Source organism: Mesorhizobium sp. AR02, assembly GCF_024746835.1.
In the GTDB taxonomy this organism is placed as follows: domain Bacteria; phylum Pseudomonadota; class Alphaproteobacteria; order Rhizobiales; family Rhizobiaceae; genus Mesorhizobium.
The window spans coordinates 3,013,140-3,034,692 of record NZ_CP080531.1 but is presented as its reverse complement, the minus strand read 5'-3'; the positions used below and the strand labels follow the sequence as shown (position 1 = coordinate 3,034,692).

The 21,553-nt window shown below is 64.6% G+C and carries 22 protein-coding genes; 15 read left to right on the top strand and 7 right to left on the bottom strand.

Annotated elements, in window-relative coordinates; all coding sequences use genetic code 11:
• The first annotated feature begins 184 nt into the window (after positions 1 to 184).
• The 8 genes from DBIPINDM_RS18750 (at position 185) to DBIPINDM_RS18715 (ending at position 9,432) form a co-directional block, all read left to right on the top strand.
• The gene (locus tag DBIPINDM_RS18750; protein WP_258588629.1) at positions 185 to 2,593 is read left to right on the top strand and encodes a glucan 1,4-alpha-glucosidase; all 2,409 of its coding nucleotides are present in this window, start codon (positions 185 to 187) and stop codon (positions 2,591 to 2,593) included.
• A gap of 54 nt (positions 2,594 to 2,647) precedes the next feature.
• Positions 2,648 to 3,664, top strand: a complete 1,017-nt coding sequence (gnd, locus tag DBIPINDM_RS18745) for a phosphogluconate dehydrogenase (NAD(+)-dependent, decarboxylating) (protein WP_258588628.1) — start codon at positions 2,648 to 2,650, stop codon at positions 3,662 to 3,664.
• 22 nt (positions 3,665 to 3,686) lie between these two features.
• On the top strand, positions 3,687 to 5,063 hold the full coding sequence (gene zwf / locus DBIPINDM_RS18740) for a glucose-6-phosphate dehydrogenase (protein WP_258588627.1): 1,377 nt from the start codon (positions 3,687 to 3,689) through the stop codon (positions 5,061 to 5,063).
• 14 nt (positions 5,064 to 5,077) lie between these two features.
• Complete coding sequence (locus DBIPINDM_RS18735; protein ID WP_258588626.1) at positions 5,078 to 5,782, top strand: ROK family protein; 705 nt, start codon at positions 5,078 to 5,080, stop codon at positions 5,780 to 5,782.
• Between the two features lie 214 nt (positions 5,783 to 5,996).
• On the top strand, positions 5,997 to 6,455 hold the full coding sequence (locus DBIPINDM_RS18730; RefSeq protein ID WP_258588625.1) for a MucR family transcriptional regulator: 459 nt from the start codon (positions 5,997 to 5,999) through the stop codon (positions 6,453 to 6,455).
• A 123-nt stretch (positions 6,456 to 6,578) separates the two neighbouring features.
• Entirely contained in the window at positions 6,579 to 7,679 is a 1,101-nt protein-coding gene (locus DBIPINDM_RS18725) for an aminotransferase class I/II-fold pyridoxal phosphate-dependent enzyme (protein ID WP_258588624.1), read from the top strand.
• 161 nt (positions 7,680 to 7,840) lie between these two features.
• Entirely contained in the window at positions 7,841 to 9,079 is a 1,239-nt protein-coding gene (locus tag DBIPINDM_RS18720) for an MFS transporter (RefSeq protein ID WP_258588623.1), read from the top strand.
• A 44-nt stretch (positions 9,080 to 9,123) separates the two neighbouring features.
• Positions 9,124 to 9,432: an NIPSNAP family protein gene (locus DBIPINDM_RS18715; protein ID WP_258588622.1), complete on the top strand. Its 309-nt coding sequence runs from the start codon at positions 9,124 to 9,126 to the stop codon at positions 9,430 to 9,432.
• 51 nt (positions 9,433 to 9,483) lie between these two features.
• Here DBIPINDM_RS18715 and DBIPINDM_RS18710 read toward each other — a convergent pair whose 3' ends face one another.
• The 6 genes from DBIPINDM_RS18710 to hemC form a co-directional block, all read right to left on the bottom strand.
• Positions 9,484 to 10,200, bottom strand: coding sequence for a glutamine amidotransferase (locus DBIPINDM_RS18710; protein WP_258588621.1), 717 nt, complete (start codon positions 10,198 to 10,200; stop codon positions 9,484 to 9,486).
• An 18-nt stretch (positions 10,201 to 10,218) separates the two neighbouring features.
• Positions 10,219 to 10,698: a TerB family tellurite resistance protein gene (locus DBIPINDM_RS18705; RefSeq protein WP_258588620.1), complete on the bottom strand. Its 480-nt coding sequence runs from the start codon at positions 10,696 to 10,698 to the stop codon at positions 10,219 to 10,221.
• A 52-nt stretch (positions 10,699 to 10,750) separates the two neighbouring features.
• Positions 10,751 to 12,352 (bottom strand): heme biosynthesis protein HemY, encoded by a 1,602-nt coding sequence (locus DBIPINDM_RS18700; RefSeq protein ID WP_258588619.1) that lies wholly within the window; start codon positions 12,350 to 12,352, stop codon positions 10,751 to 10,753.
• A 10-nt stretch (positions 12,353 to 12,362) separates the two neighbouring features.
• Positions 12,363 to 13,838, bottom strand: a complete 1,476-nt coding sequence (locus tag DBIPINDM_RS18695) for a COG4223 family protein (RefSeq protein ID WP_258588618.1) — start codon at positions 13,836 to 13,838, stop codon at positions 12,363 to 12,365.
• 110 nt (positions 13,839 to 13,948) lie between these two features.
• Positions 13,949 to 14,665: a uroporphyrinogen-III synthase gene (locus tag DBIPINDM_RS18690; protein WP_258588617.1), complete on the bottom strand. Its 717-nt coding sequence runs from the start codon at positions 14,663 to 14,665 to the stop codon at positions 13,949 to 13,951.
• A gap of 2 nt (positions 14,666 to 14,667) precedes the next feature.
• The gene (hemC, locus tag DBIPINDM_RS18685) at positions 14,668 to 15,594 is read right to left on the bottom strand and encodes a hydroxymethylbilane synthase (protein ID WP_258588616.1); all 927 of its coding nucleotides are present in this window, start codon (positions 15,592 to 15,594) and stop codon (positions 14,668 to 14,670) included.
• 155 nt (positions 15,595 to 15,749) lie between these two features.
• On the opposite strand from hemC, the gene tsaD reads away from it, so the two are divergent.
• The 7 genes from tsaD to DBIPINDM_RS18650 all read left to right on the top strand — a co-directional run bounded on the left by tsaD (position 15,750) and on the right by DBIPINDM_RS18650 (position 20,587).
• Positions 15,750 to 16,838, top strand: a complete 1,089-nt coding sequence (tsaD, locus tag DBIPINDM_RS18680) for a tRNA (adenosine(37)-N6)-threonylcarbamoyltransferase complex transferase subunit TsaD (protein WP_258588615.1) — start codon at positions 15,750 to 15,752, stop codon at positions 16,836 to 16,838.
• Positions 16,835 to 17,851 carry an NAD(P)H-dependent glycerol-3-phosphate dehydrogenase gene (locus DBIPINDM_RS18675; protein WP_258588614.1) on the top strand — a complete coding sequence of 339 codons (1,017 nt, stop codon included), beginning with the start codon at positions 16,835 to 16,837 and terminating at the stop codon, positions 17,849 to 17,851. The genes tsaD and DBIPINDM_RS18675 overlap by 4 nt, the downstream gene beginning before the upstream one ends.
• 21 nt (positions 17,852 to 17,872) lie before the next feature.
• Entirely contained in the window at positions 17,873 to 18,169 is a 297-nt protein-coding gene (locus DBIPINDM_RS18670; protein ID WP_258588613.1) for a YciI-like protein, read from the top strand.
• 38 nt (positions 18,170 to 18,207) lie between these two features.
• Positions 18,208 to 18,633: an EVE domain-containing protein gene (locus DBIPINDM_RS18665; protein ID WP_258588612.1), complete on the top strand. Its 426-nt coding sequence runs from the start codon at positions 18,208 to 18,210 to the stop codon at positions 18,631 to 18,633.
• Positions 18,588 to 19,286 carry a class I SAM-dependent methyltransferase gene (locus tag DBIPINDM_RS18660; protein ID WP_258588611.1) on the top strand — a complete coding sequence of 233 codons (699 nt, stop codon included), beginning with the start codon at positions 18,588 to 18,590 and terminating at the stop codon, positions 19,284 to 19,286. Before DBIPINDM_RS18665 ends, DBIPINDM_RS18660 begins: the two co-directional genes overlap by 46 nt.
• 131 nt (positions 19,287 to 19,417) lie before the next feature.
• Positions 19,418 to 19,834 (top strand): DUF1761 domain-containing protein, encoded by a 417-nt coding sequence (locus tag DBIPINDM_RS18655; protein ID WP_258588610.1) that lies wholly within the window; start codon positions 19,418 to 19,420, stop codon positions 19,832 to 19,834.
• Positions 19,835 to 19,849: 15 nt separating this feature from the next.
• Positions 19,850 to 20,587, top strand: coding sequence for a glycosyltransferase family 25 protein (locus tag DBIPINDM_RS18650; RefSeq protein WP_258588609.1), 738 nt, complete (start codon positions 19,850 to 19,852; stop codon positions 20,585 to 20,587).
• 27 nt (positions 20,588 to 20,614) lie between these two features.
• Here DBIPINDM_RS18650 and gcvA read toward each other — a convergent pair whose 3' ends face one another.
• Positions 20,615 to 21,547, bottom strand: a complete 933-nt coding sequence (gene gcvA, locus DBIPINDM_RS18645) for a transcriptional regulator GcvA (protein WP_258588608.1) — start codon at positions 21,545 to 21,547, stop codon at positions 20,615 to 20,617.
• Positions 21,548 to 21,553 lie beyond the last annotated feature (6 nt).

Genomic DNA, 21,553 nt, shown 5'->3' with positions numbered 1-21,553 from the left:
CAAAGTTGCTAGTTTTGCCCGATGATCGTTACGCACAGTCCCTGTTTTTTATCTATTGTCAGACAAATGCAGACGAACCGCAAGCTGTCAACTGCAAAGCTCGTAGCCCTTTCGATCAACTTGCGGTGCGATGATTGAAAAAGCCGCCGGCACATGGTCTAGGAGCACGACAGGAGGCCAATTGATGGCAGTAACGCCGATCGTTGCCAAAGGCGCGCCCGGGATACCGGCCCGCTGGACATCAAGCGCCAAGAGTGGCGTTGGCACCGCGTTTTCAGCCAAGAGCCCGCTCTGGTTCACGATCAGCCACGGCATCTTGAACGAGATCTACTATCCGCGTCTCGACAGTGCCTGCACGCGCGACATGGAGCTGATCGTCACCGGCCCCGGTGGCTATTTCTCGGAGGAGAAGCGCGACGCCGCGCACACCATCGCGCCGTTCGAGGACGGCGTGCCGGGCTACAGGCTGACCAACACCGCGACAGACGGTGCCTACCGTATCGAAAAGCGTATCATTACGGATCCGAAACGGCCTGTCCTGCTGCAGGAGATCGCATTCGCACCGCTGAAAGGTTCGGCGACCGACTACCATGTCTACGCGCTGCTTGCGCCGCACCTCGTCAACGCCGGCATGGGCAACACTGCCTGGGCTGGCGAACACAAGGGCCAGCGCATGCTCTTCGCCACGGGGCGCGGCGTATCCCTGGCGCTGGTCTCCTCGCTGCCCTGGCATAGCTGTTCGGCCGGCTATGTCGGTTTCTCCGACGGATGGCAGCAATTGCAGAACGGCGGTGCGCTCGATCCCTCCTGCCAACGGGCGGAAGACGGCAATGTCGCCCTGACCGGCGAGATCGGCTTTTCCGCCGGCAAGACCACAGCCTTGCTGGCGCTTGGCTTCGGCGCCTCGCCGGAAGCAGCCGCCGACCTGGCGCTGGCCAGTCTGAAGCAGGGTTTCGACGCCGCCGCCGAAACCTATGTCGAGAACTGGCGGACATTTCAAACCGGGCTTGAGAAGCTCGACCGCCACACCGCCTCCGGGCTGAACACCTATCGTGTGAGCACAGCGGTTCTGGCCTCGCATCTCTCGGTCGCGAGACCGGGTGCTGCCGTTGCCAGCCTGTCGATCCCGTGGGGCTTCAACAAGGGCGACGACGATCTCGGCGGCTACCATCTGGTCTGGCCGCGCGACCTGGTCGAGACCGCTGGCGGTTTCCTTGCCGCCGGCGACGGCAAACAGGCGCTGCAGATTCTGACCTATCTGCGATCGATCCAGCAGCCGGACGGCCACTGGCCGCAGAATGTCTGGTCGGACGGCACCGCCTACTGGCCGGGCATCCAGATGGATGAATGCGCCTTTCCGCTGCTTCTGGCCGACGCCTTGCGCCGCGCAGGCCACCTGCCGCGCGCCAGGCTCGCCGATTTCCTGGCCATGATCGAAAGCGCGGCCTCCTATGTCGTGCGCAACGGCCCCGTCACCGGCGAGGACCGCTGGGAGGAAGACGCCGGATATAGCCCGTTCACGCTGGCCGTCGAAATCGCCGCGCTGCTTGCCGCCGCCGACATGCTGGATGTCGTCGGAAAGAGCGAGCCGGCAAACTACCTGCGCGAAACCGCTGATTGCTGGAACGATCAGGTCGAACGCTGGACCTACGTCACGGGCACTCAGGTCTGCATCGAGGCAGGCGTCAGAGGCTACTATGTCCGCATCGCGCCGCCGGACGATGCGGGCGCCGCTACGCCGAAAGACGGCTTCGTGCCGATCAAGAACCGGCCGCCGGGCGACACCGACAAACCGGCAGAAGCCATAATCAGCCCCGACGCTCTGGCCCTGGTTCGCTTTGGCCTCAGGGCGGCCGACGATCCGCGCATCGTCGATACCGTCAAGGCCGTCGATGCCCTTTTGCGTTGCGATCTGCCGCAAGGCCCGGTCTGGTACCGCTACACCGGCGACGGCTATGGCGAGCACGAGGATGGCACGCCTTTTGACGGCACCGGCCAGGGACGCGCATGGCCCCTGCTCACCGGCGAGCGGGCGCATTATGAGCTGGCGGCTGGCCGTAAGGAGAAAGCCGCGGAGCTTCTCGAGACCTTCGAGCGCTCGGCGGGTATAGGCGGGCTGCTACCGGAACAGGTCTGGGACAGCCCGGATGTGCCGGACCGCGAACTGTGGCTGGGCAAACCGTCCGGCAGCGCCATGCCGCTGGTCTGGGCGCATGCCGAGCACATCAAGCTGTTGCGATCGCTGCGCGACGGCGCGGTCTTCGACATGCCGCCGCAAGGCGTCGAGCGCTACATCAAGGGCAAGACAAGCTCGCCGCTCAGGATATGGCGCTTCAACAACAAGATCCGCTCCATCCCGGCCGGCAAGGCCCTGCGCGTCGAGCTTTCGGCGCCTGGCGTTGTCCATTGGAGCAGCGACAATTGGCTGACGATCCAGGACCACAAGACCATAGAAAACGCTTTCGGCGTCCATCTGGTCGACCTGCCGGTCGCCGGACTGGAGCCGGGAAGCACCCTCGTCTTCACTTTTTTCTGGCCCGATGCGATGCGTTGGGAGAATGTCGACTTCAGCGTCGACATTGACGCATCATGATTAAGCAGCGGGGCCGATAGATTTGTTCTTTCCTCAAGCAATCGGGACGAAACCATGCAGATCGGAATGATGGGACTGGGCCGGATGGGCGCCAACATGGTCCGCCGCCTGATGCGCGACGGCCATGAATGCGTCGTCTACGACATCAACCCCGCCAGCGTCGCGGCCCTGGTTAGCGACGGCGCCCTGGGGGCGGCATCCCTGACGGAATTCGTCGGCAAGCTCGCCAAGCCGCGCTGCGTCTGGCTGATGCTGCCGGCAGCGATCACCGGCAAGATCATCGATCAGGTGTCGGCCCTGATGGAGCCCGGCGACATCGTCATCGACGGCGGCAATTCCTACTATCACGACGCCGTCGACCAGGCGGCGAAACTGGCCACCAAGGGTATCCATCTCGTCGATGTCGGCACCAGCGGCGGTGTCTGGGGCCTGGAGCGCGGCTACTGCCTGATGATCGGCGGCCCCGACGTGGCGGTGCAGCACCTCGATTCGGTCTTTGCCACGCTGGCGCCGGGCGCCGATGCCGGCGCGCCCACTCCCGACAAGGCCGCCGGCACGGCACCCTTCGGCTACCTGCATTGCGGACCGAGCGGCGCCGGCCACTTCGTCAAGATGGTGCATAACGGCATCGAGTATGGCGTCATGGCCGCCTATGCCGAAGGCATGAACATCCTGAAGTCGGCCAATGCTGGCAAGCGGCAACGCACGGCGGATGCCGAGACCAGCCCGCTGGAAAACCCGCAATACTACCAGTTCGACATCGACCTTCCCCAGGTCGCCGAGGTCTGGCGCCATGGCAGTGTCATCGGCTCCTGGCTGCTCGATCTCACCGCCGGCGCGCTGAAGAGCGATCCGGGCCTGGCGCAGTTCGGCGGCCGGGTTTCGGATTCGGGCGAAGGCCGCTGGACACTGAAGGCGGCGATCGATACCGGCGTGCCGGCGCCGGTGCTGTCCTCGGCGCTGTTCGACCGCTTCTCCTCGCAAGGCGAATCCGAATTCGCCGACAAGCTGTTGTCCGCCATGCGCTATGCCTTTGGCGGCCATGTCGAGAAGCCGAACGCCGGCAAGTGACGCCACAGGGGGAGACGCACGCATGAGCCAGGAACGGTCCGACACGCTGGTGCTCTTCGGAGCGACCGGCGACCTCGCCCACAAGAAGATATTTCCGGCCCTTTACCAGATGGTCGCCAAGGGCACGCTCACCGAGCCGGTGATCGGCGTCGCCTTCGATGCCTGGGATTTGAAGCAGTTGCAGGCCCGCGCCCGCGACGGCATCGTCAATGCCGTCGGCAAGATCGACGAGAAGGTGTTCGCCAAGTTCGCCTCGCTGCTGCGCTATGTCAGCGGCGACTACCGCGATCCGGCCACCTTCGAGAAGCTGAAGACAGCGCTTGGCAGTGCCCAGCGGCCGCTGCACTACATGGCGGTGCCGCCGACCATGTTCGAGACGGTCGTGCAAGGGTTGGAGCAGTCTGGCACCGCGCATGGCGCGCGGCTGATGGTGGAAAAGCCCTTCGGCCATGATCTGCAGTCGGCGCGCTGGCTGAACCGGGTGCTGCATCTGGTGTTCGACGAACAGTCGATCTTCCGCATCGACCACTATCTCGGCAAGGAAGCGATCCAGAACCTGCTCTATTTCCGCTTCGCCAACTCTTTCCTCGAGCCGATCTGGAACCGCAATTACGTCGAGAGCGTGCAGATCACCATGGCCGAGGATTTCGGTGTCGAGGGGCGCGGCCGCTTCTATGATGATGTCGGCTGCATCCGGGACGTCATCGAGAACCATCTGCTCAACATCCTGTTGCTGCTGGCCATGGAGCCGCCGGTCGGCCGCTCCGCCGACGATTTGATCGACGAGAAGGTGCAGGTGCTCAGGGCGATCCGGACGCTGACGAAAGACGATGTCGTGCGCGGCCAGTTCACCGGCTATCTCGCCGAGCCCGGCGTGGCGCCGAACTCGCCGGTCGAGACCTTCGCGGCGGTGCGCTTCTTCGTCGACACCTGGCGCTGGCAGGACGTGCCGTTCTTCATCCGCGCCGGCAAGAACATGCCGGTGCATGTCACCGAGGTGGTGGTGCGGCTGAAGCGGCCGCCGCTCGACGTCTTCGACCCGATCAAGCCCGCCGACCAGAATTACGTGCGCTTCCGTATCGACCCGCAGGTGGTGATCGCCATCGGCGCCCAGCGCAAGGCGCCCGGCGACGACATGGTCGGCGAACAGGTGGAACTGACGGCGCTCGACGACAGCAAGGCCGACATGCCGCCCTACGAACGGCTGATCGGCGACGCCATGAACGGCAATGGCCAGCTCTTCACCCGCCAGGACGCGGCGGAGCTCGCCTGGCGCATCGTTGGGCCAGTGCTTGGCGACACCACGCCGCCGCATCTCTACGAACCCAAGACATGGGGACCGGCCGACGCCATGGCCGGCTTCGGGCCGCCCAATGGCTGGATCGACCCGGTGGCATGAGCGGAGGGGACGCGATGGCCAAGATGGTAAAACAGACAGCATCGGACGTCGAGAAGATCGTGCTGGCGATCGATATTGGCGGCTCGCACGTCAAGATCCTGACCAGCGCCGGCGGTGAGGAGCGCCGGGCCGATTCCGGCCCGGACCTGACGCCGCAGCAGATGATCGACACGGTGAAGAAACTCGCCGAGGGCCTGTCCTATGACGTCATCTCGATGGGTTATCCCGGCCCGGTGCGTCAGAACAAGCCGGTGCTCGATCCCAAGAATCTGGGCAAGGGCTGGGCCGGCTTCGATTTCGCCGCGCAGTTCGGTAAGCCGGTCAAGGTGGTCAATGATGCGCTGATGCAGGCCATCGGCAGCTATGAAGGCGGGCGCATGCTGTTCCTGGGGCTGGGAACCGGCCTCGGCGCGGCGATGGTCTTCGACAATGTTGGCCAGCCGATGGAACTTGCCCATCTTCCCTACAGGAAGGGCCAAAGTTTCGAGGACTATGTCGGCGAGCGCGGCCTGGAAAAGCGCGGCAAGAAGAAGTGGCGCAAATATGTCTTCGACGTCGTCAACCGGCTGCGCGCCGCCTTGCAGCCAGACTATGTCGTCATTGGCGGCGGCAATGTCGACAAGCTCGACGAGTTACCGGCCGACTCCAGGCGCGGTGACAACACACGTGCCTTCGAAGGCGGATTTCGTCTGTGGCGAGACAAGGCCTTGATCGTCTGATATTATTACAGTTTAGTATAGTTGTTCAAAATAACGTGTGGCGCCGTGCTTAATCATTGCGTTGCGCAGATTTGCCGACTAGGAATTTCGCGGCACTGCCCGGCGTGCTTCACTGGATACGCTTGAAGACGCTTCAGCATTTTTTGAGTTTGCGCCCCGACCTTTCGAAAACGATCCCGATTTTCGAGGCTGGGTGCCATAGACGGAGGAAACATTGACCGACGATAGCAACGACGCTCGCACCGACCTTCTCGAGCTGACCGCCCATATCGTGTCCGCTTACGTTGAGAAGAACCGCCTGCCCGTCTCTGGCCTGGCCGACCTTATCGCCAGCGTCGCCACCTCCATCGGCGGGCTCGGCAAGCCCGCCGTGCCGGTGGCAGCACCCCTGGTTCCCGCGGTCAATCCGAAGAAGTCGGTGACGCCGGATTTCATCATCTGCCTCGAAGACGGCAAGAAATTCAAATCGCTGAAGCGCCATCTCGGTGTGCATTTCAACCTGACCCCGGACGCCTACCGCGCCAAATGGGGCCTGCCGTCGGACTATCCGATGGTTGCCCCCAACTACGCGGCCTCGCGCTCGCAACTGGCGAAGTCGATCGGTCTCGGCCGCAAGGCCGTCGAAGTGGTGCCCGTCAAGGCCAAGGGCCGGAAGGCCAAGGTTTCGGCCTGAACGGTTCGGCCTGAGCCAATATTTAGGACGACTGGAACAGAAGCCTGCCGGCGAAACCGCCTTGGCAGGCTTCGTGTTTTTGTGGCTTGGATAACCCGGACAAGATGATCTGGGGGGGAAGCCATGAACTACACCAGGATGGTGATCGAAAAAGAGGCGCCGGAGGAATACGGCTACGACCGCATCCGCTACAATCTCTCCGAAAGCTCGATCGCCGACCAGAAACTCTCCGACATCGGCCTGTCGCTGCCCGATCTGACGCTCTTCTATGGCGAGCATCGCGGCGACAAGGACTTGCGTGCGCTGATCGCGGCGCAGGATGCCGGCGTTTCGCCAGACGATGTCCTGGTCACCGCCGGTGCCGCCGGCGCGCTGTTCATCATCTCGACATCGCTTTTGTCGGCGAGCGATCATCTCGTCGTCATCAGGCCCAACTACGCCACCAACATCGAAACCCCACGCGCGATCGGCTGCGCCATCAGCTTCGTCGACCTCGCCTTCGAGGACGGCTTTGCCATCGACGCCGAGGCCATCAAGGCGGCGATGCGGCCGAGCACCCGGCTGATCAGCGTTACTTGCCCACACAACCCGACCGGCACGATGATGTCGCGCACCGATCTCGACGCACTGGTAGCGCTCGCGGAAAGCAGCAACTGCCATTTGCTGGTCGACGAGACCTATCGCGACCTCTCCTATGGCAGGCGCCTGCCGTCGGCGGCCTCCTTGAGCCCGAAGGCGATCAGCGTCTCGTCGCTGTCGAAAGCCTTCGGCATTCCCGGCATCCGCATCGGCTGGCTGATCACCAGGGATGCAGCGCTGCAGGAGACATTCCTCGCCGCCAAGGAGCAGATCGGCATTTGCGGCAGCGTCATCGACGAAGGCATTGCGCGCGGCATGCTGGAGCGCCGGGAAGCCTTCCTGGCGACGCTGCTGCCCGAAATGGCGAAGCGCCGCGACATCGTCCAGGCCTGGATCGACCGCGAGCCGCTGGTCGACTGGGTGCGGCCCGAGGGCGGTGTCGTCGGTTTCCCGCGCCTCAACGTCGATCCCGGTTTCGACCTCGACCGCTTCTATGTCGATCTGCTGGAAAACCATGGCACCTATGTCGGGCCCGGCCACTGGTTCGAAATAGAAAAACGCTTCTTCCGCGTCGGCTTCGGCTGGCCGACGGAGGCCGAGTTGCGCGGCGGTCTCGACGCGATTTCCGCGGCGCTGCGGCAGTAACTTCCTTGTGCCATCGACGGAACAGGCCGAAAATCCCTTGATCCAGGCCTGATTTTAACGCACATCCCGCCGCGAACTTTGTTAGACGTTCCATTGGTCGGACCAGCGCCCATCCGGGAAGTGCCCCGCCGGCCAATGCACTCGCAACGGGGCCTCGATCCATGACATCAGTACAAACTTCACCGGAGCAGCGTTACGCCGCCTTCCGGCACAAAGCCTTCCTCAGCTATTGGGCGGCGCGCTTCCTCACCACATTCGCCACCATGATTGTGTCCGTCGCCGTCGGCTGGCAGATGTACGACCTGACCCGCGACCCGCTCGATCTCGGCCTGGTCGGCATCGTCCAGTTCCTGCCCTCGCTTCTGCTGGTACTGGTCACCGGCGTCGTCGCCGACCGCTTCGGCCGCCGCCTGATCATGGCGCTGGCCGTGGTTGTGGAGGCGATCTGTGCCCTGACGCTGCTGCTTCTGACGCTGCACGGCATCAGCGGACCGCTGCCGATCTTCGCAGTGCTGGCCATGTTCGGCGTGGCGCGGGCCTTCTTCGGCCCGGCATCGGCCTCGCTGTTCGCCAATCTGGTGCCACCGGAGGATTTCGCCAACGCCATTGCCTGGAACTCGTCGGCCTGGCAGACGGCGACCATCGTCGGCCCGGTCGCCGGCGGCCTGCTCTACGGCGTGTCGGCGGAGGCGGCTTACGGCACCGCCGCCGTGCTGATGCTTGCGTCCGGATTGCTGATCTTCACCATCCCAAAACCTTCGCAACGCACCGAGACCGAGAAGCCGACGCTGCAGAACCTGTTTGGCGGGTTCAGCTACATCTGGGGCGAGAAGATCGTGCTCGGTGCCATCTCGCTCGATCTCTTTGCGGTGCTCCTGTCCGGCGCCTCGGCGCTGCTGCCGGTCTATGCGCGCGACATCCTGCAGCTCGGTCCCTGGGGTCTCGGCCTGCTGCGCTCGGCGCCCAGCGTCGGCGCCATCTGCGTCGCCATCTGGCTGGCCGGCCATCCCCTCCGCAACCACGCCGGCATGATCATGCTGAGCGCGGCCGCGTCGTTCGGCGCCTTCACCGTGCTGTTCGGCCTGTCGACCATCACCTGGCTGTCGATCGCGGCACTTGTCTTCCTCGGCGCCACCGACATGTTCAGCGTCTATATCAGGGAGACCTTGATCCAGCTGTGGACGCCCGACCACGTGCGCGGCCGCGTCAATGCCGTAAACCAGGTTTTCGTCGGCGCCTCCAACGAGGTCGGCGAATTCCGCGCCGGCACGATGGCGGCGTTGATCGGCACCGTCCCGGCGGTGGTGATCGGCGGCGTCGGTGCCATTGCGGTTGCAGGCATGTGGGCTTACCTGTTCCCGCAACTGCGCAAGGTGCGCCATCTCAACGGGCGCAACTGACGCTGACGGTCAGCAAGATACATCACCCTGTCACAGGAGCTCCCATGATCACCTGTTACCTGAAATATGTCATCGACCCTTACAAGCTTGCCGAGTTTGAAGAATATGGCCGCCGCTGGATCGGTCTGGTCAATCGCCTCGGCGGAAACCATCATGGCTATTTCCTTCCGAGCGAAGGAGCGAACAATATCGCCTATGCCATGTTCAGCTTTCCGAGCCTTGCCGACTATGAGGAGTATCGCAAACGGATGGCGGCCGACCCGGAATGCCAGGAGGTGTTTGAAACGGAAAAGCGCAATCGCAGCATTCTCAGCTATGAGCGCAGCTTTCTGCGGCCGGTGCTCGAGCCCTAGAGAAATTGTAGGGCAACGCGAAACGGTTCTCCGTCCGGAATTGCGATGGAGCTATCGCACCGCCGGCGTCCCAAACACCATCCGCAAAAACTCGTCCAGCCAGCGCTTCAGATGCATGTCCCAGATCAGCCGGCCGCCAAGGTGATCGCGGCCGGGCTGCGCGCCCGGCAATTCGAAGCGGTGCGCGCCGCGCACCACCCAGCGCTGCATCATCACCCGGGTCAGTTCGCCATGGAACTGGATGCCCCAGGCATTGTCGCCGTAGCGGAAGGCCTGGTTGGGATAGGTATCGGCCGTCGCCAGCAGCGTCGCGTCCCTCGGCAATGAAAAGCCTTCGCGGTGGAACTGGTAGACCATGTCCGGCCAGTGCATCAGTTTCCTGCCGGCCTCGGTCGCCTTGAGCGGATACCAGCCAATCTCGACCAGCCCTTCACCGTGCCCCTCGACCTTGCCGCCGAGATGGTTGACCAGCATCTGCGCGCCGAGACAGATGCCGAGACATGGCCGGTTTTCCCTGAGCGGAATTTCCAGCCAGTTGGTCTCGCGGCGGACGAACTCGTCCTCGTCATTGGCGCTCATCGGCCCGCCGAACACCACCGTGCCGGCATGGCCATCCAGCGTTTCCGGCAAGGCGTCGCCCAGCGGTGGCCGGCGGATGTCGAGTTCAAACCCCTCTTCGAGCAGCATGTGGCCGACGCGTCCGGGGCTCGAATTCTCCTGATGCAGCACGATCAGGATTTTTGGCTTCGAACTCGTTCTGCGCGGCATCGTCAGGCGAGATCCCGTCTATTCGTCGCTCGAAATTCCACGCGCGCCCGGCGCTTGCGCCGCTGCCTTGCGGCGCGCCTCGACCCGGTCGTGGCGCTCGACGCCGATCAGCTCGGCGACGCGCCACACTGTATTGTCCTCTAGCTCATGCAGCTCGCCATCGGCATAGACGATCTCCCACATCAGGCCGATGAAGGCCTTGCGCCCCTCCGCGTCGAGATGGCGCTTGAGCACGCTGGTGAAGGCATAGAGGTCGATCGCCTCATTGTCGGCGCGCTCACCGGCAGCGGCGAGCGCTTCGAGTTCGGCACCGCTGATCGAGTAGCTCTCGGAGAGCACCGCCTTGAACCGCTCCCACTCGACATCCTGGCGCACGCCATCGGCATTCATCACATGGTAGAGCAGCGCCGAGGCGGCGACGCGCGGATCATCCGTGCTGGTGTGCGCACCGGGCCCGGCCGGCAAATCCCTGAGAAACGACAGAACGCGTTCGAACATCAATCCATTCCCCAACGGCCCACAGGCCAAGTCAATCACCCAATGGCCAAAATCAAAACAGCCGGAACCGGCGTGGCGACTTTTCTGCTTCCTCGTCAGGATCGACGCCCGGGTCGTCCGGCAAGCGCGCCAGTTCTTCCGCCGGCTCGACGGCCTCTGCCTCGGCCGGCACCGCCGCGAAGGCAGCGGCCGTGACCGGCGTGACGTGGTCTTCGTTTCTATCGGTTCCCTTGCCCGTTGCCTCGCTGCCCTGGACAGCATGATCGACGACGTCGATCGGCTTTTCCGACACCGGCGGGGCCGGCGCTTCGATAGCTACAACTGCGACGTCCGGCGCATCGTCACGGCTGTCGATCAACTGGCCAAGCCGCTCCATCGGCGCGCGCCACTCGAAGGCGTCGAGCCGGCCGGTGACCGGCGATACCGGCGCCCAGCGCTCCGACACGACGCCGTCGGCGACCCAGGCCGGATCGCGCGGCGCCCGCACCGCCTTGGACAGCAGCTGCCGCACCTTGCCCTGGTCGCCGGTCTCGGCCTCCTCGATATCGGCCAGAAGCAGATAGGCACCCTCGCGGCGGTCCATCCGGATCGCAGCCTCGGCCTCGCGGCGAGCGGTGGCGAAATCCTGCGCGTCGAGTGCGGCACGCGCCACCGTCATCGACGACTCGGCGTGGTTCTTCTTCATTTCCTGCAGCTTCTTCGCCCTGTTGAGCCGGTCGAGCACGGCATCGCCCGGCCTTGCATGGGTATAGAGCTCGGCGATCTCCGGATGCGGCTCGGCCTTCCACGCGGCTTCGAGGATCTTCGAGCCCTTGCGCACATCGTTCTGCTTGAACAGTGCGGCGGCAGCGGCAACGGCGGCAGGCGCGAAATCCGGCTGCAGCTTGTTGGCCTCGAGCGCCGCCGTCCTTGCCGTGGCAGGATCGCTGCCGGCGAGCGCCTGCGCCTTGGCGGTCAACAGCACGGCGCGGCGGCGATTGGCGGCGTCGCGTTCGATCTGCCGCGTCGACTTCTGCGCGTCGACCAGTTTCAGCGCGCCGTCCCAGTCGCCACGCGCGGTCAGCTCTTCCAGTGTCGATTCGGCGGCCCAGGCCAGTTGCGGCGCCACGGCGGCGGCACGGCCGGCATAGTGCCTGGCGGCATTGCGGTCGCCCAGCCGTTCGGCTTCGAGATAGAGTCCGCGCAGGCCGAGCAGCCGCATTTCGGGATCGTCGAGCATGCTCTCGAATTTCTGCCTGGCGCCTTCATGGTCGCCTTCGAGCAGCGACGCCTGCGCCTCCAGAAGATGGATCAGCGGTTCCTGGTCGGAACGGATCAGCTTGGCCGCTTCCTTGGTCTTCTTGCGGGCCAGCGCGCCGTCGCCGGCGCCGGCGGCGATCATGCCGGTCGACAGTGCCTGATAGCCGCGGTCGCGGCGGCGCACGCGGAAATAGCGCGAGATGGTGTAGGGGCTGTTCCATAGCGACCTGATCAGCCACCACAGGATCATCACGGCGGCGACGACGGCAACGACCGCAACCGCCGCCACCATCAGGCTGACCTGGTACTGGTAGCCGTTGAAGGTGACGACCATGTCGCCCGGCCGGTCGGCCAGCCAGGCAAAACCCAGCCCGAGCGCGAAAACGACGATGAGGAAGGCGAGCAGGCGGATCATCGTGTTGCCCTCATGCCTTCATCGCGCCGGAGATCAGCGCGTCGACCTGGGTTTCGACCTCGATGCGCGCCTTCAATTTGCCGGCAAAGTCGGCGCCCGCCGCCTTCACCGCTTCGGGCAGCGTGCCATACTCGCTGAGCGCCTTGGCATAGTCGCCCTGGGTGACCGCCACTTCCATGCGCGCCACGGTTTCCGGCGCACCGGGACCCTCGACCGCACCGATCGGCCTGACCTTGACCAGCGATTCGGCGCTCGACATCAGGTTCTGCAGGAAGCCGGCATTCTGGTCGACCGGCGTGGCGGCGGCGACCATGGCATTGGCGGCGGCATCCATCTGCGAGGCGATCTCGGTGCGGGTCGGGACGCCCTTTTCGGCATAGGGCCGCAACGTCGCGATCTCAGGCGCATTGGGTGAAATCGCGGCCAGCGTATCGAGTTCCGCCGAGAACGGCGCGCCGCGTTCGAGCGCCGACTTCAAAGCCGACGCGGCGATGGCAAGCGCGATCTTCGGCTGTCCTGCCGCCGCCTCGACCTTGCCGGAAAGCTGCGACACAGACTGTTCCAGCGCGGTGAGCCGGCCATCCCAGGCCTTCGCCGCCTCGCCTGTTGATTTCACCAGCGCATCGAGGCCGGCCAGTTTTTCGTTGAGCGGGCCAAGATCGACCGGTGCCGCGCTGCCGGCCTTGCCGAGGGCGGCGACCGCGGTTTCGATCTGCTTGACCTTGTCGCTCAGGGCAGCAAGCCCGGCATTGTCGCCCGCGCCGCCTTGTTCGACCGCCGATTTCAGCGCCGCGACATCGGCCTTGACCTGCTCCAGGCCCGAGGAAAGCCCGACCACCTTGGCCTCTGCGTCGTTGTTGCCGCCGGTTTCCTTCAAGCCGGCGATGTCGCTCTTCAGCGAAGCAATCTCGCCATTGACGCCGTCCAGCGAGACACCAGCGCCGGAACCCGGCGCGCCGAGCAGACCGGCAAATTGCAGGCCGCCGGCGCCGACCAGCGCGATGACACCACCGATGATGCCGGCGGCGATGCCGTTGAGACCACCACGTTTTGCCGCAGCAGGTGTTGGCGCCATTTTTTCGCCCCGTGTCTGAGTTTTCGCCTTGCTGTCGTCGGTACGCTTTGCCGATGCATCCTCGAAATTATAGTCGGAGGCCTTGGCGCGACTGGCTGACGCATCCGAACCGGGATAGGGCAGGTCCGGTTGAGTGGCTTTGGCCTCCGCCTCTGCTGGCGTTTCTGCCTCGGCCGAGCCGGCGGTCGCGGCATCGGCATGCTCCCAGGGTTCGAGATCGGTCTGGTCTGCATGCACCGGCTCTTCGGGAACCTCTGCCTGAGAACCTTCCACGGCCTGGGCTTCTTCGGTTGCCGCTGGCGACTTCGCGGCATCCTCGTCGGCGATGCGGGAGACGGCACCTGGCTCGAGATCGATGGTCACCGGCTCGCGGCGGCTTTTCGAGTGTCGCATCTTCGGCGTCTTGACCATGCCTGGGCTCCGCAAACTTCGCTTCGTCTCAACGCCTGCCGGCGCGTGATGGTTCAGAAAGGGTCTAGCACATCACCAAGCGGTGAAAAGGGGCGGTGTGATGACGCGGCTCAGGGCAGCACCCGCAAAAGCGCCAGCAGCGCCTCCTCGTCGGGCTGCGCCGCAATACGGATTGCTTTGCCGGCGCTGTCGTCGAGAGCAGCGGCGATGCGTGCGGAAAGCGCGAAAAAACGTGTCTTTTCAAAGACCCTCTGCAGAGCCGGCCGGTCGGCCATGAGTTGCATGGCGGCGGCGACCTTGGCCGAATAGAGCAGCACCGCATCGACCGGTTGACTGGACAGCAGTGCAAGGATGGTCTCGTCGGAATACCGCACCGGGAGCGTGTCATACGTCTCCACGGCGCTGACCTGGACTCCAGCCGCTTGCAGCCTCTGCTCGAACACCGGAAACCGCACGCGTCCGCAGAGGTAGACGATTGCCTTGCCGGGAAAAGCTGCCGCGATGCTTTCTGACAGCGCCTCGGCATCGCCGGAACCTTCAATGACCGCCGAGAATCCCATTTTGCGCGCCGCTTCGGCGGTCCTGGCGCCCACGGCATGGCAAGGCAGAGCAGCAAGCGCCGCGATCACCTCTTTTGAGGCATGGCGCACGGCATTGGCGCTGGTGACAGCAATGGCGACAGCGTCATCTGGAAAAAGCCCGGCATCGGCAGGCAAGGCCACAGTTTCGGTCAGCGGGAGAACAACCGGCTGGAGCCCCATGTCCTGAAGCCGCCGCGCCGTGCGCGAGGCGCCCGGTTCCGGTCTGGTCACCAGGACGCGAAGCATGTTCAGAGCCAGCCGTCGAAGAATTTTTCGCCGGCCCTGGCCCGCACCGTCCGAGCGGCCTCATCACCGATGCGGGCGGCATCCTGTGCCGACCCCTGCAGTTCGACCGTGTGCGACTGCGTGCCATCGGGCGAGATGATCAGGCCGGCGAAAGTGAGCTTTCCGGCCTCGATCGCCGCATAGCCGGCGATCGGCGTGCGGCAAGAACCGTCGAGCGCCGCCAGGAAGGCACGTTCGCAAGCCAACGCCTGTCCGGTCGGCATATCGTGGATGGCCACCAGCATCTTTTCGACATCGCGGTCGCCGATCCGGGTCTCGATGCCGATCGCCCCTTGTCCGGGTGCGGGCGGAAAAATGTCGAGCGGCATCAGATCGGTGGCGACGTGCTCCAGCCCCAACCGCTTCAGCCCGGCATAGGCGAGGATGGTGCCGGCGGCGACCCCTTCGTCGAGCTTGCGCAACCGCGTCTGCACATTGCCGCGGAACATCACCACGTCGAGATCCGGCCGCATGCGGCGGATCAGCGCCTGCCGCCTGAGCGACGACGAGCCGATTTTTGTCCCGTGCGGCAAGTCGGCGATCGTCTTCACCGCCTTGCCGACAAAGGCGTCGCGCGCGTCCTCGCGCGGCAGGAAGGCGGAGAGCTCCAGGCCTTCGGGCAGTTGCGTCGGCATGTCCTTCGACGAGTGCACGGCGATGTCGATCGCGCCGGCGAGCAGCGCTTCCTCGATCTCCTTGGTGAACAGGCCCTTGCCGCCGGCCTCCGACAGCGGCCTGTCCTGGATGCGGTCGCCGCTGGTCGAGATGACGATAACCTCGAACGCTTCCGCCGGCAGGCCATGCGCGGCCATCAGCCGCGCCTGCGTTTCATGCGCCTGCGCCAGCGCCAGCGGGCTGCCGCGTGTTCCGATTTTCAAGATTGTTTGCATAGCGCGCGGTCCATGATAACCCCCGGGCAGAGCATTTTGCAGCCAAGTGGAGCCACTTGGCGTCGCAGAAATGCGGCTAAAATAACCGAGGCCTTGCCGGGCTTTCTCCTAATGGGGAAAGGCCTGCTATTCAATCTCTAAGGGATAGCGACGAATTGATCCGCGTTCTGGGTATTGAGACGAGTTGCGACGAGACCGCCGCCAGCGTCGTGGCGCTGGAGGGCGATGCTGCGCCGAAAATCCTGTCCAATGTCGTGCTTTCCCAGATCGAGGAGCATGCCGCCTTCGGCGGTGTCGTGCCCGAGATCGCCGCGCGCGCCCATGTCGAGGCGCTGGACGGCATCATCGAGGCGGCGCTTGCCGATTCGGGCACGGCCCTTGCCGATATCGATGCCATCGCCGCCACCGCCGGCCCCGGCCTGGTCGGCGGCCTGATCGTCGGGCTGATGACGGCCAAGGCGATCGCCGCGGCGGCAGGCAAGCCGCTGATCGCCATCAATCACCTCGAAGGCCACGCCTTGACCGCAAGGCTGACCGACGGGCTCGACTTCCCCTATTTGCTGCTGCTGGTTTCCGGCGGCCACACTCAGATCCTCGCCGTGCGCGGTGTCGGCGACTATCAGCGCTGGGCCACCACCATCGACGACGCGCTCGGCGAAGCCTTCGACAAGACCGCCAAGATGCTCGGCCTGCCCTATCCCGGCGGACCGAATGTCGAGAAGGCGGCTCGATCAGGCGACGCCTCGCGCTTTGCCTTTCCCCGACCGATGAAGGGCTCGGCGCAGCCCGACTTCTCCTTCTCTGGCCTGAAGACCGCCGTGCGCCAGGCGGCGACAGCCATCGAGCCGCTGAGCGACCAGGACGTCGCCGACATCTGCGCCTCGTTCCAGGCGGCGGTCGCCGATGCGCTTGCCGACCGCGTCTCGCGCGCACTGGCACGATTCAGCCAAACATTTCCCGGCACGAAAAACCCGGCTTTAGTCGTCGCCGGCGGCGTCGCCGCCAACCGCACGATCAAGGCGACGCTGGAGCAGCTCTGCACTGACGCCGGCTTCACCTTCGTCGCGCCGCCGCTGAACCTTTGCACCGACAATGCGGCGATGATCGCCTGGGCCGGCATCGAACGGCTGCGGGAAGGCATGGCGCAGGAGAACGGCTTCGATTTCGTACCGCGTTCGCGCTGGCCGCTCGACAGCATCTCGGCGCCGATGGTCGGCTCCGGCCGGCGCGGAGCCAAGGCATGATGGGTCGAGCCAGGAACAATCCGGGCAAAAGCGCCTGGCGCGTCACCGTGCTCGGTGGCGGCGCCTGGGGCACCGCGCTGGCGCTGGCCATGCTGCGCGCCGGCCATTCGGTGCGGCTGTTCGCGCGTGACCCGGAAACCGTGGCCGCAATCGGCCGGGGCCAGAACCCGCGCTACCTGCCTGGCATCACGATTGCGCCCGGCATCGAGGCGACGAGCGACATCAAGGCAGCGCTCACCGGCGCCGATTGCGTGCTGGCGGTGACGCCGGCGCAATCCTTGCGGGCAACGCTGGCGGCGGCGAAGGACCATATGCCTCCCGGCATCCCGCTTGTTCTCTGCGCCAAGGGCATCGAGCGCGACACCGGCGCCTTGCTGTCGGCAATCGTCGAGGAGATCCTGCCGCGAAATCCGATCGCCGCGCTGTCCGGCCCGAGCTTCGCCACCGACGTTGCCCGTGGCCTGCCGACAGCGGTCGTGGTCGCCGCCGGCGACGAGACCTTGGCCGCCGATCTTGCCGCCCGCTTTTCGGCGGAAAACCTGCGCTGCTATTCGAGCGACGACCTGATCGGCGTCGAGATCGGCGGCGCCTTGAAGAATGTCTTTGCCATTGCCGCCGGTGCTGTCACCGGCGCCGGGCTTGGCGCCAGCGCCCAGGCCGCCATGGTGACGCGCGGCTTCGTCGAGCTGCGCCGCATCGGTGCCGCCTTCGGTGCCAGGCCCGAGACCTTGATGGGCCTTTCCGGCCTTGGCGACCTTTTGCTGACCTGCTCATCGGCACAATCGCGCAATTTCGCCTATGGGCTGGCGCTCGGGCAAGGCAAGGCGCTTGCCGGACTGCCGCTGGCCGAGGGCGTGCCGACGGCGGCGATCGCCGCCCGCATCGCCGCCGAGCGCGGCATCGACGCGCCGATCATCGCGGCCGTGGCGGCCATACTGGACGGCACCATCACCATCCGCCAGGCCGTGACCGCACTGATGACCCGGCCGTTGAAGACCGAAACCAACGATTGATCTGACGACAAGGAGAAGAGCATGCTGTTTGCTTTTGTTTGCAAAGACAAGCCGGGAAGCCTGCAGATACGCCTCGACACGCGGCCCGTGCATGTCGCCTTTCTCGAAGGGCTGAATGCGGAGAAGAAACTGGCCTTTGCCGGTCCGTTCCTCGATGCCGACGGCAAGCCCAATGGCAGCCTCGTGGTCGTCGAGGCGCCTGATCTGGCCGCGGCGCAGGCCTTGTCGGCCGCCGACCCCTATGCCAAGGCGGGCCTGTTCGAGAGCGTCGAAATCCGCCCGTGGAACTGGACGTTCAACAAGCCGGCGGCTAGTTAATTCCAGTCGCCGTACCTGGATCGCAAGGAGGAGAAAACATGAATTACTGGCTGTTCAAATCCGAACCCTCGGTTTTCTCCTTCGAGGCGTTGAAGGCCAAGGGCAAGGCCGGCACGCAATGGGACGGCGTTCGCAACTACGCCGCCCGTAACAATATGAAGGCCATGCAGATCGGCGATCTCGGCTTTTTCTACCATTCCAATGAGGGGCTCAACATCGTCGGCATCGCCGAAGTCTGTGCGCTGGCCCACCCCGACACCACTTCGGATGATCCGCGCTGGGAATGTGTCGATATCCGCGCCGTCAAAGACATGCCGAACCCGCCGACGTTGGAACAGGTCAAGGCTAACCCAAAACTTGCCGAAATGGCACTGGTGCGGCTCGGACGGCTTTCCGTGCAGCCGGTCACTCCGGCCGAATGGAAGGAAGTCTGCCGCATGGGCGGCCTGACGCCTGCTCCGTGACGGCGCTCACCCCGCACAGCGCCAAGCAATTCATCCTCGACAACACGGCGCTGATGGCGCCGCCGCATGTGCCAGAGATTGTTCTGCGCCTAGCCGATGAAGCGCACGATCTTTGGCAGCGGACCGAGGACGAGCTGGTCGAGATCGGCCTGCCGCCGCCTTTCTGGGCCTTTGCCTGGGCCGGCGGCCAGGGCCTCGCCCGCTATGTCCTGGACAATCCCGACACGGTGCGGGGCAAGCGCGTGCTCGACTTCGCCTCGGGTTCCGGCCTCGTCGCCATCGCCGCCGCCAAGGCCGGCGCGGCTCAAGTGATCGCCGCCGACATCGACCCGTTCTGCGCCACCGCGATTCGCCTCAACAGCGAGGCCAATGGCGTCGGCATCGAATTCCTCGGTACCGACTGCATCGGTACAGATGCGGGCTGGGACGTGGTGCTGGCCGGTGATGTTTTCTACGACAAATCCTTCGCCGACCGCCTGATGCCGTGGTTCGCAACGCTCAAGGCGCGCGGCGCGGAGATCTTCGTCGGCGATCCCGGCCGGTCCTATATGCCGAAGACAGGGCTGGAGCCGCTTGCGGTCTATGAAGTGGACGTCACGCGGGCACTGGAGGATTCCCTGGTCAAGCGCACCACCGTCTGGCGCTTTGCTTGACGCCATCGCCGAAGCGCTTGATACAAAGCTGGAGCAATTCCAGGAAAAGTGTGTAGCGGTTTTCCCACAGGAATTGCTCGAAACAAAAAGATAGAGCACGCCGCACGGCCTGCATCTGGAGGGGGAAGCTCATGGATTTTTCAGCAGTGAACTGGCTGGCGGTGATCGCCGCCGCTGTCTTGGCCTGGCTGTTCGGCGCCGCCTGGTACATGGCGTTGAGCAAGCCGTGGCTGAAGGCCGCCAGGCTCGATCCGGCGACGATGAAGAAGTCGCCGCTGCCTTTCGTCATCAGCTTCATCGCCGAGCTGGTCATGGCCTACATCATGGCTCTGGTCGTCGGCGCGATGACCGGCGGCGAGCCGACACTGCTTGCCGGGCTTGTCTTCGGCTTCGTGCTTTGGCTGGGTTTCGTCGCCACGACGCTGTCGGTCAACCATCGCTACGAGAATTTCGGCTGGGACCTGACCCTCATCGATGGCGGCCACTGGCTGGGTGTCCTGCTGATCATCGGCGCGGTGATCGGCTGGTTCGGCGCCGCGGCAAGCTGAGACGGTGCGTTGACGATGGCAGCCGGATTTCCACGCGACCTGGTGTTCACCCGGATCTGCCACGTCAAGCAGGGCTATGACGACCGGCGCCGCCACATCGTCCGCGAATTCGAGCGGCGTGGCGTGCCGGTCTATTTCTACACCGACTGGGACCGGCCCGATGTCACCCCGGAGATCCGCAACGAGCTGGTCGCCCCTGCCTTTACCCACCCGCCGGCCGTCTCGCTGGCGCTCAAGCATGTCGGCATCTGGCGCGATTTCCTCGAGACCGACCTGCCCTATTGCCTGGTCTTCGAGGACGACGTCTTCCTCGCCCGCGACTTCGTCGCCAAGTTCCGGCAGGGGCTTGCCGAACTCGGCGGCCCCACGCGCAAGGCCGTCATCTATCTCGGCAATGGCAGCAACTACTACACGCCGAGCTGGAAACTGCGGAAGGGCCAAAGGCTCTACCCGGCTCTGCATGCCAGATGCACCGATTCCTACCTCATCACCCGCCCCGTCGCCGAAGCCCGTTGCGCCTGGATCGAGCAGAACAAGATATACACCTCGATCGACCACCAGGTCGAACAGATGGACGAGAAGCTCGGCATTGAAATGCTGTGGTTCGAGCGGCCGATTGTCGAACAAGGCAGCGAAAACGGCGCTTTCCAGACGTCCATTTCGGCGAAAAACTACCCGCGTTTGTACAAAAGCCTGAAATGGAAATGGAAGAAATACACCCGCATGATCTTCGGCCACAACGCCCGGTCTTGAACGAAAAGGTCTTGCTCGGCGGCCTCGCTAAACCCCGTCCACGGTTGGCGTCCTCGCCACCTCCTCAAGAATCCAGTCGCGAAAGGCAACGATGCGCGGATCGTTTGCCACCGTCTTAGGGTAGACCAGGAAATAGGCGAATTCCGGCGCGACTTTGATGCCAAGTTCGAAAGGCCGCACCAGCCTGCCTTCGGACAGGTCGTTGGCCACCATGGCGAAATCGGCAAGCGCGACGGCGTTGCCGTCGAGCGCCGCCTGAACGGCATCCGAGGAGTTGACGAAAACGATCGTTCGGCTGTTGTCGAAATCGTCGATACCGGCCGCCGCCATCCACATGTGCCAGTTCGGCCATGTCACGCCCTGACGCGCCCATTCGATATGGGCGAGCGTGTGGTTGAAGAGATCGCGCGGCTCCCGCAGCGGCGGCCCGGACACCAACAGGCCTGGGCTGCACACCGGGATGATGATGTTGTCGAACAGCCGGTGGGCGCAAAGCCCCGGATATTTACCGGCGCCGAAGCGGATGCCTACATCGACATCGTCGAGTTCGAAATCCCGGACTTCGTAGGTGATGTCGAACCTGAGCTCGATGCCTGGCCTCTGCTTGCGGAAATCCTCGACGCGCCGCATCAGCCATTTTGTCGCGAACTGGGCGTCGAGCGTCACTTTCAGCAGCGCCGTGCCGCGCGTCATCTTGCGGGCCCGAGACACCGCCCGGTTGAGCAGATCGAGCGCGTCGATCGACGCCTCGAACAGCACGTTTCCCGCTTCCGTCAGCCGCATGGTGCGGCTGGTGCGCGTGAACAGCACCAGCTCGAGCTGATCCTCGATTTCCTTGACCTGGTGGCTGACCGCGGCCGGCGTCAGCCCAAGCTCGTCGGCGGCGCGGGTGAAATTGAGGTGACGCGCCGCCGCCTCGAAGGTCCTCAGCGCGCGCGTTCCGGGCAGGAGGCGGGACATCCGATC

What these genes read in the sequence shown, in the direction of transcription:
- DBIPINDM_RS18675 (WP_258588614.1), top strand. Translation starts at nt 16,835, where the DNA reads ATGATGGGTCGAGCCAGGAACAATCCGGGCAAAAGCGCCTGGCGCGTC.
- DBIPINDM_RS18660 (WP_258588611.1), top strand. Translation starts at nt 18,588, where the DNA reads ATGGAAGGAAGTCTGCCGCATGGGCGGCCTGACGCCTGCTCCGTGACG.
- DBIPINDM_RS18735 (WP_258588626.1), top strand. Translation starts at nt 5,078, where the DNA reads ATGGCCAAGATGGTAAAACAGACAGCATCGGACGTCGAGAAGATCGTG.
- DBIPINDM_RS18705 (WP_258588620.1), bottom strand. Translation starts at nt 10,698, where the DNA reads ATGTTCGAACGCGTTCTGTCGTTTCTCAGGGATTTGCCGGCCGGGCCC.
- DBIPINDM_RS18670 (WP_258588613.1), top strand. Translation starts at nt 17,873, where the DNA reads ATGCTGTTTGCTTTTGTTTGCAAAGACAAGCCGGGAAGCCTGCAGATA.
- hemC (WP_258588616.1), bottom strand. Translation starts at nt 15,594, where the DNA reads ATGCAAACAATCTTGAAAATCGGAACACGCGGCAGCCCGCTGGCGCTG.
- gcvA (WP_258588608.1), bottom strand. Translation starts at nt 21,547, where the DNA reads ATGTCCCGCCTCCTGCCCGGAACGCGCGCGCTGAGGACCTTCGAGGCG.
- DBIPINDM_RS18750 (WP_258588629.1), top strand. Translation starts at nt 185, where the DNA reads ATGGCAGTAACGCCGATCGTTGCCAAAGGCGCGCCCGGGATACCGGCC.
- DBIPINDM_RS18695 (WP_258588618.1), bottom strand. Translation starts at nt 13,838, where the DNA reads ATGGTCAAGACGCCGAAGATGCGACACTCGAAAAGCCGCCGCGAGCCG.
- DBIPINDM_RS18710 (WP_258588621.1), bottom strand. Translation starts at nt 10,200, where the DNA reads ATGCCGCGCAGAACGAGTTCGAAGCCAAAAATCCTGATCGTGCTGCAT.
- DBIPINDM_RS18715 (WP_258588622.1), top strand. Translation starts at nt 9,124, where the DNA reads ATGATCACCTGTTACCTGAAATATGTCATCGACCCTTACAAGCTTGCC.
- zwf (WP_258588627.1), top strand. Translation starts at nt 3,687, where the DNA reads ATGAGCCAGGAACGGTCCGACACGCTGGTGCTCTTCGGAGCGACCGGC.
- DBIPINDM_RS18700 (WP_258588619.1), bottom strand. Translation starts at nt 12,352, where the DNA reads ATGATCCGCCTGCTCGCCTTCCTCATCGTCGTTTTCGCGCTCGGGCTG.
- DBIPINDM_RS18655 (WP_258588610.1), top strand. Translation starts at nt 19,418, where the DNA reads ATGGATTTTTCAGCAGTGAACTGGCTGGCGGTGATCGCCGCCGCTGTC.
- gnd (WP_258588628.1), top strand. Translation starts at nt 2,648, where the DNA reads ATGCAGATCGGAATGATGGGACTGGGCCGGATGGGCGCCAACATGGTC.
- DBIPINDM_RS18690 (WP_258588617.1), bottom strand. Translation starts at nt 14,665, where the DNA reads ATGCTTCGCGTCCTGGTGACCAGACCGGAACCGGGCGCCTCGCGCACG.
- DBIPINDM_RS18650 (WP_258588609.1), top strand. Translation starts at nt 19,850, where the DNA reads ATGGCAGCCGGATTTCCACGCGACCTGGTGTTCACCCGGATCTGCCAC.
- DBIPINDM_RS18720 (WP_258588623.1), top strand. Translation starts at nt 7,841, where the DNA reads ATGACATCAGTACAAACTTCACCGGAGCAGCGTTACGCCGCCTTCCGG.
- DBIPINDM_RS18725 (WP_258588624.1), top strand. Translation starts at nt 6,579, where the DNA reads ATGAACTACACCAGGATGGTGATCGAAAAAGAGGCGCCGGAGGAATAC.
- DBIPINDM_RS18665 (WP_258588612.1), top strand. Translation starts at nt 18,208, where the DNA reads ATGAATTACTGGCTGTTCAAATCCGAACCCTCGGTTTTCTCCTTCGAG.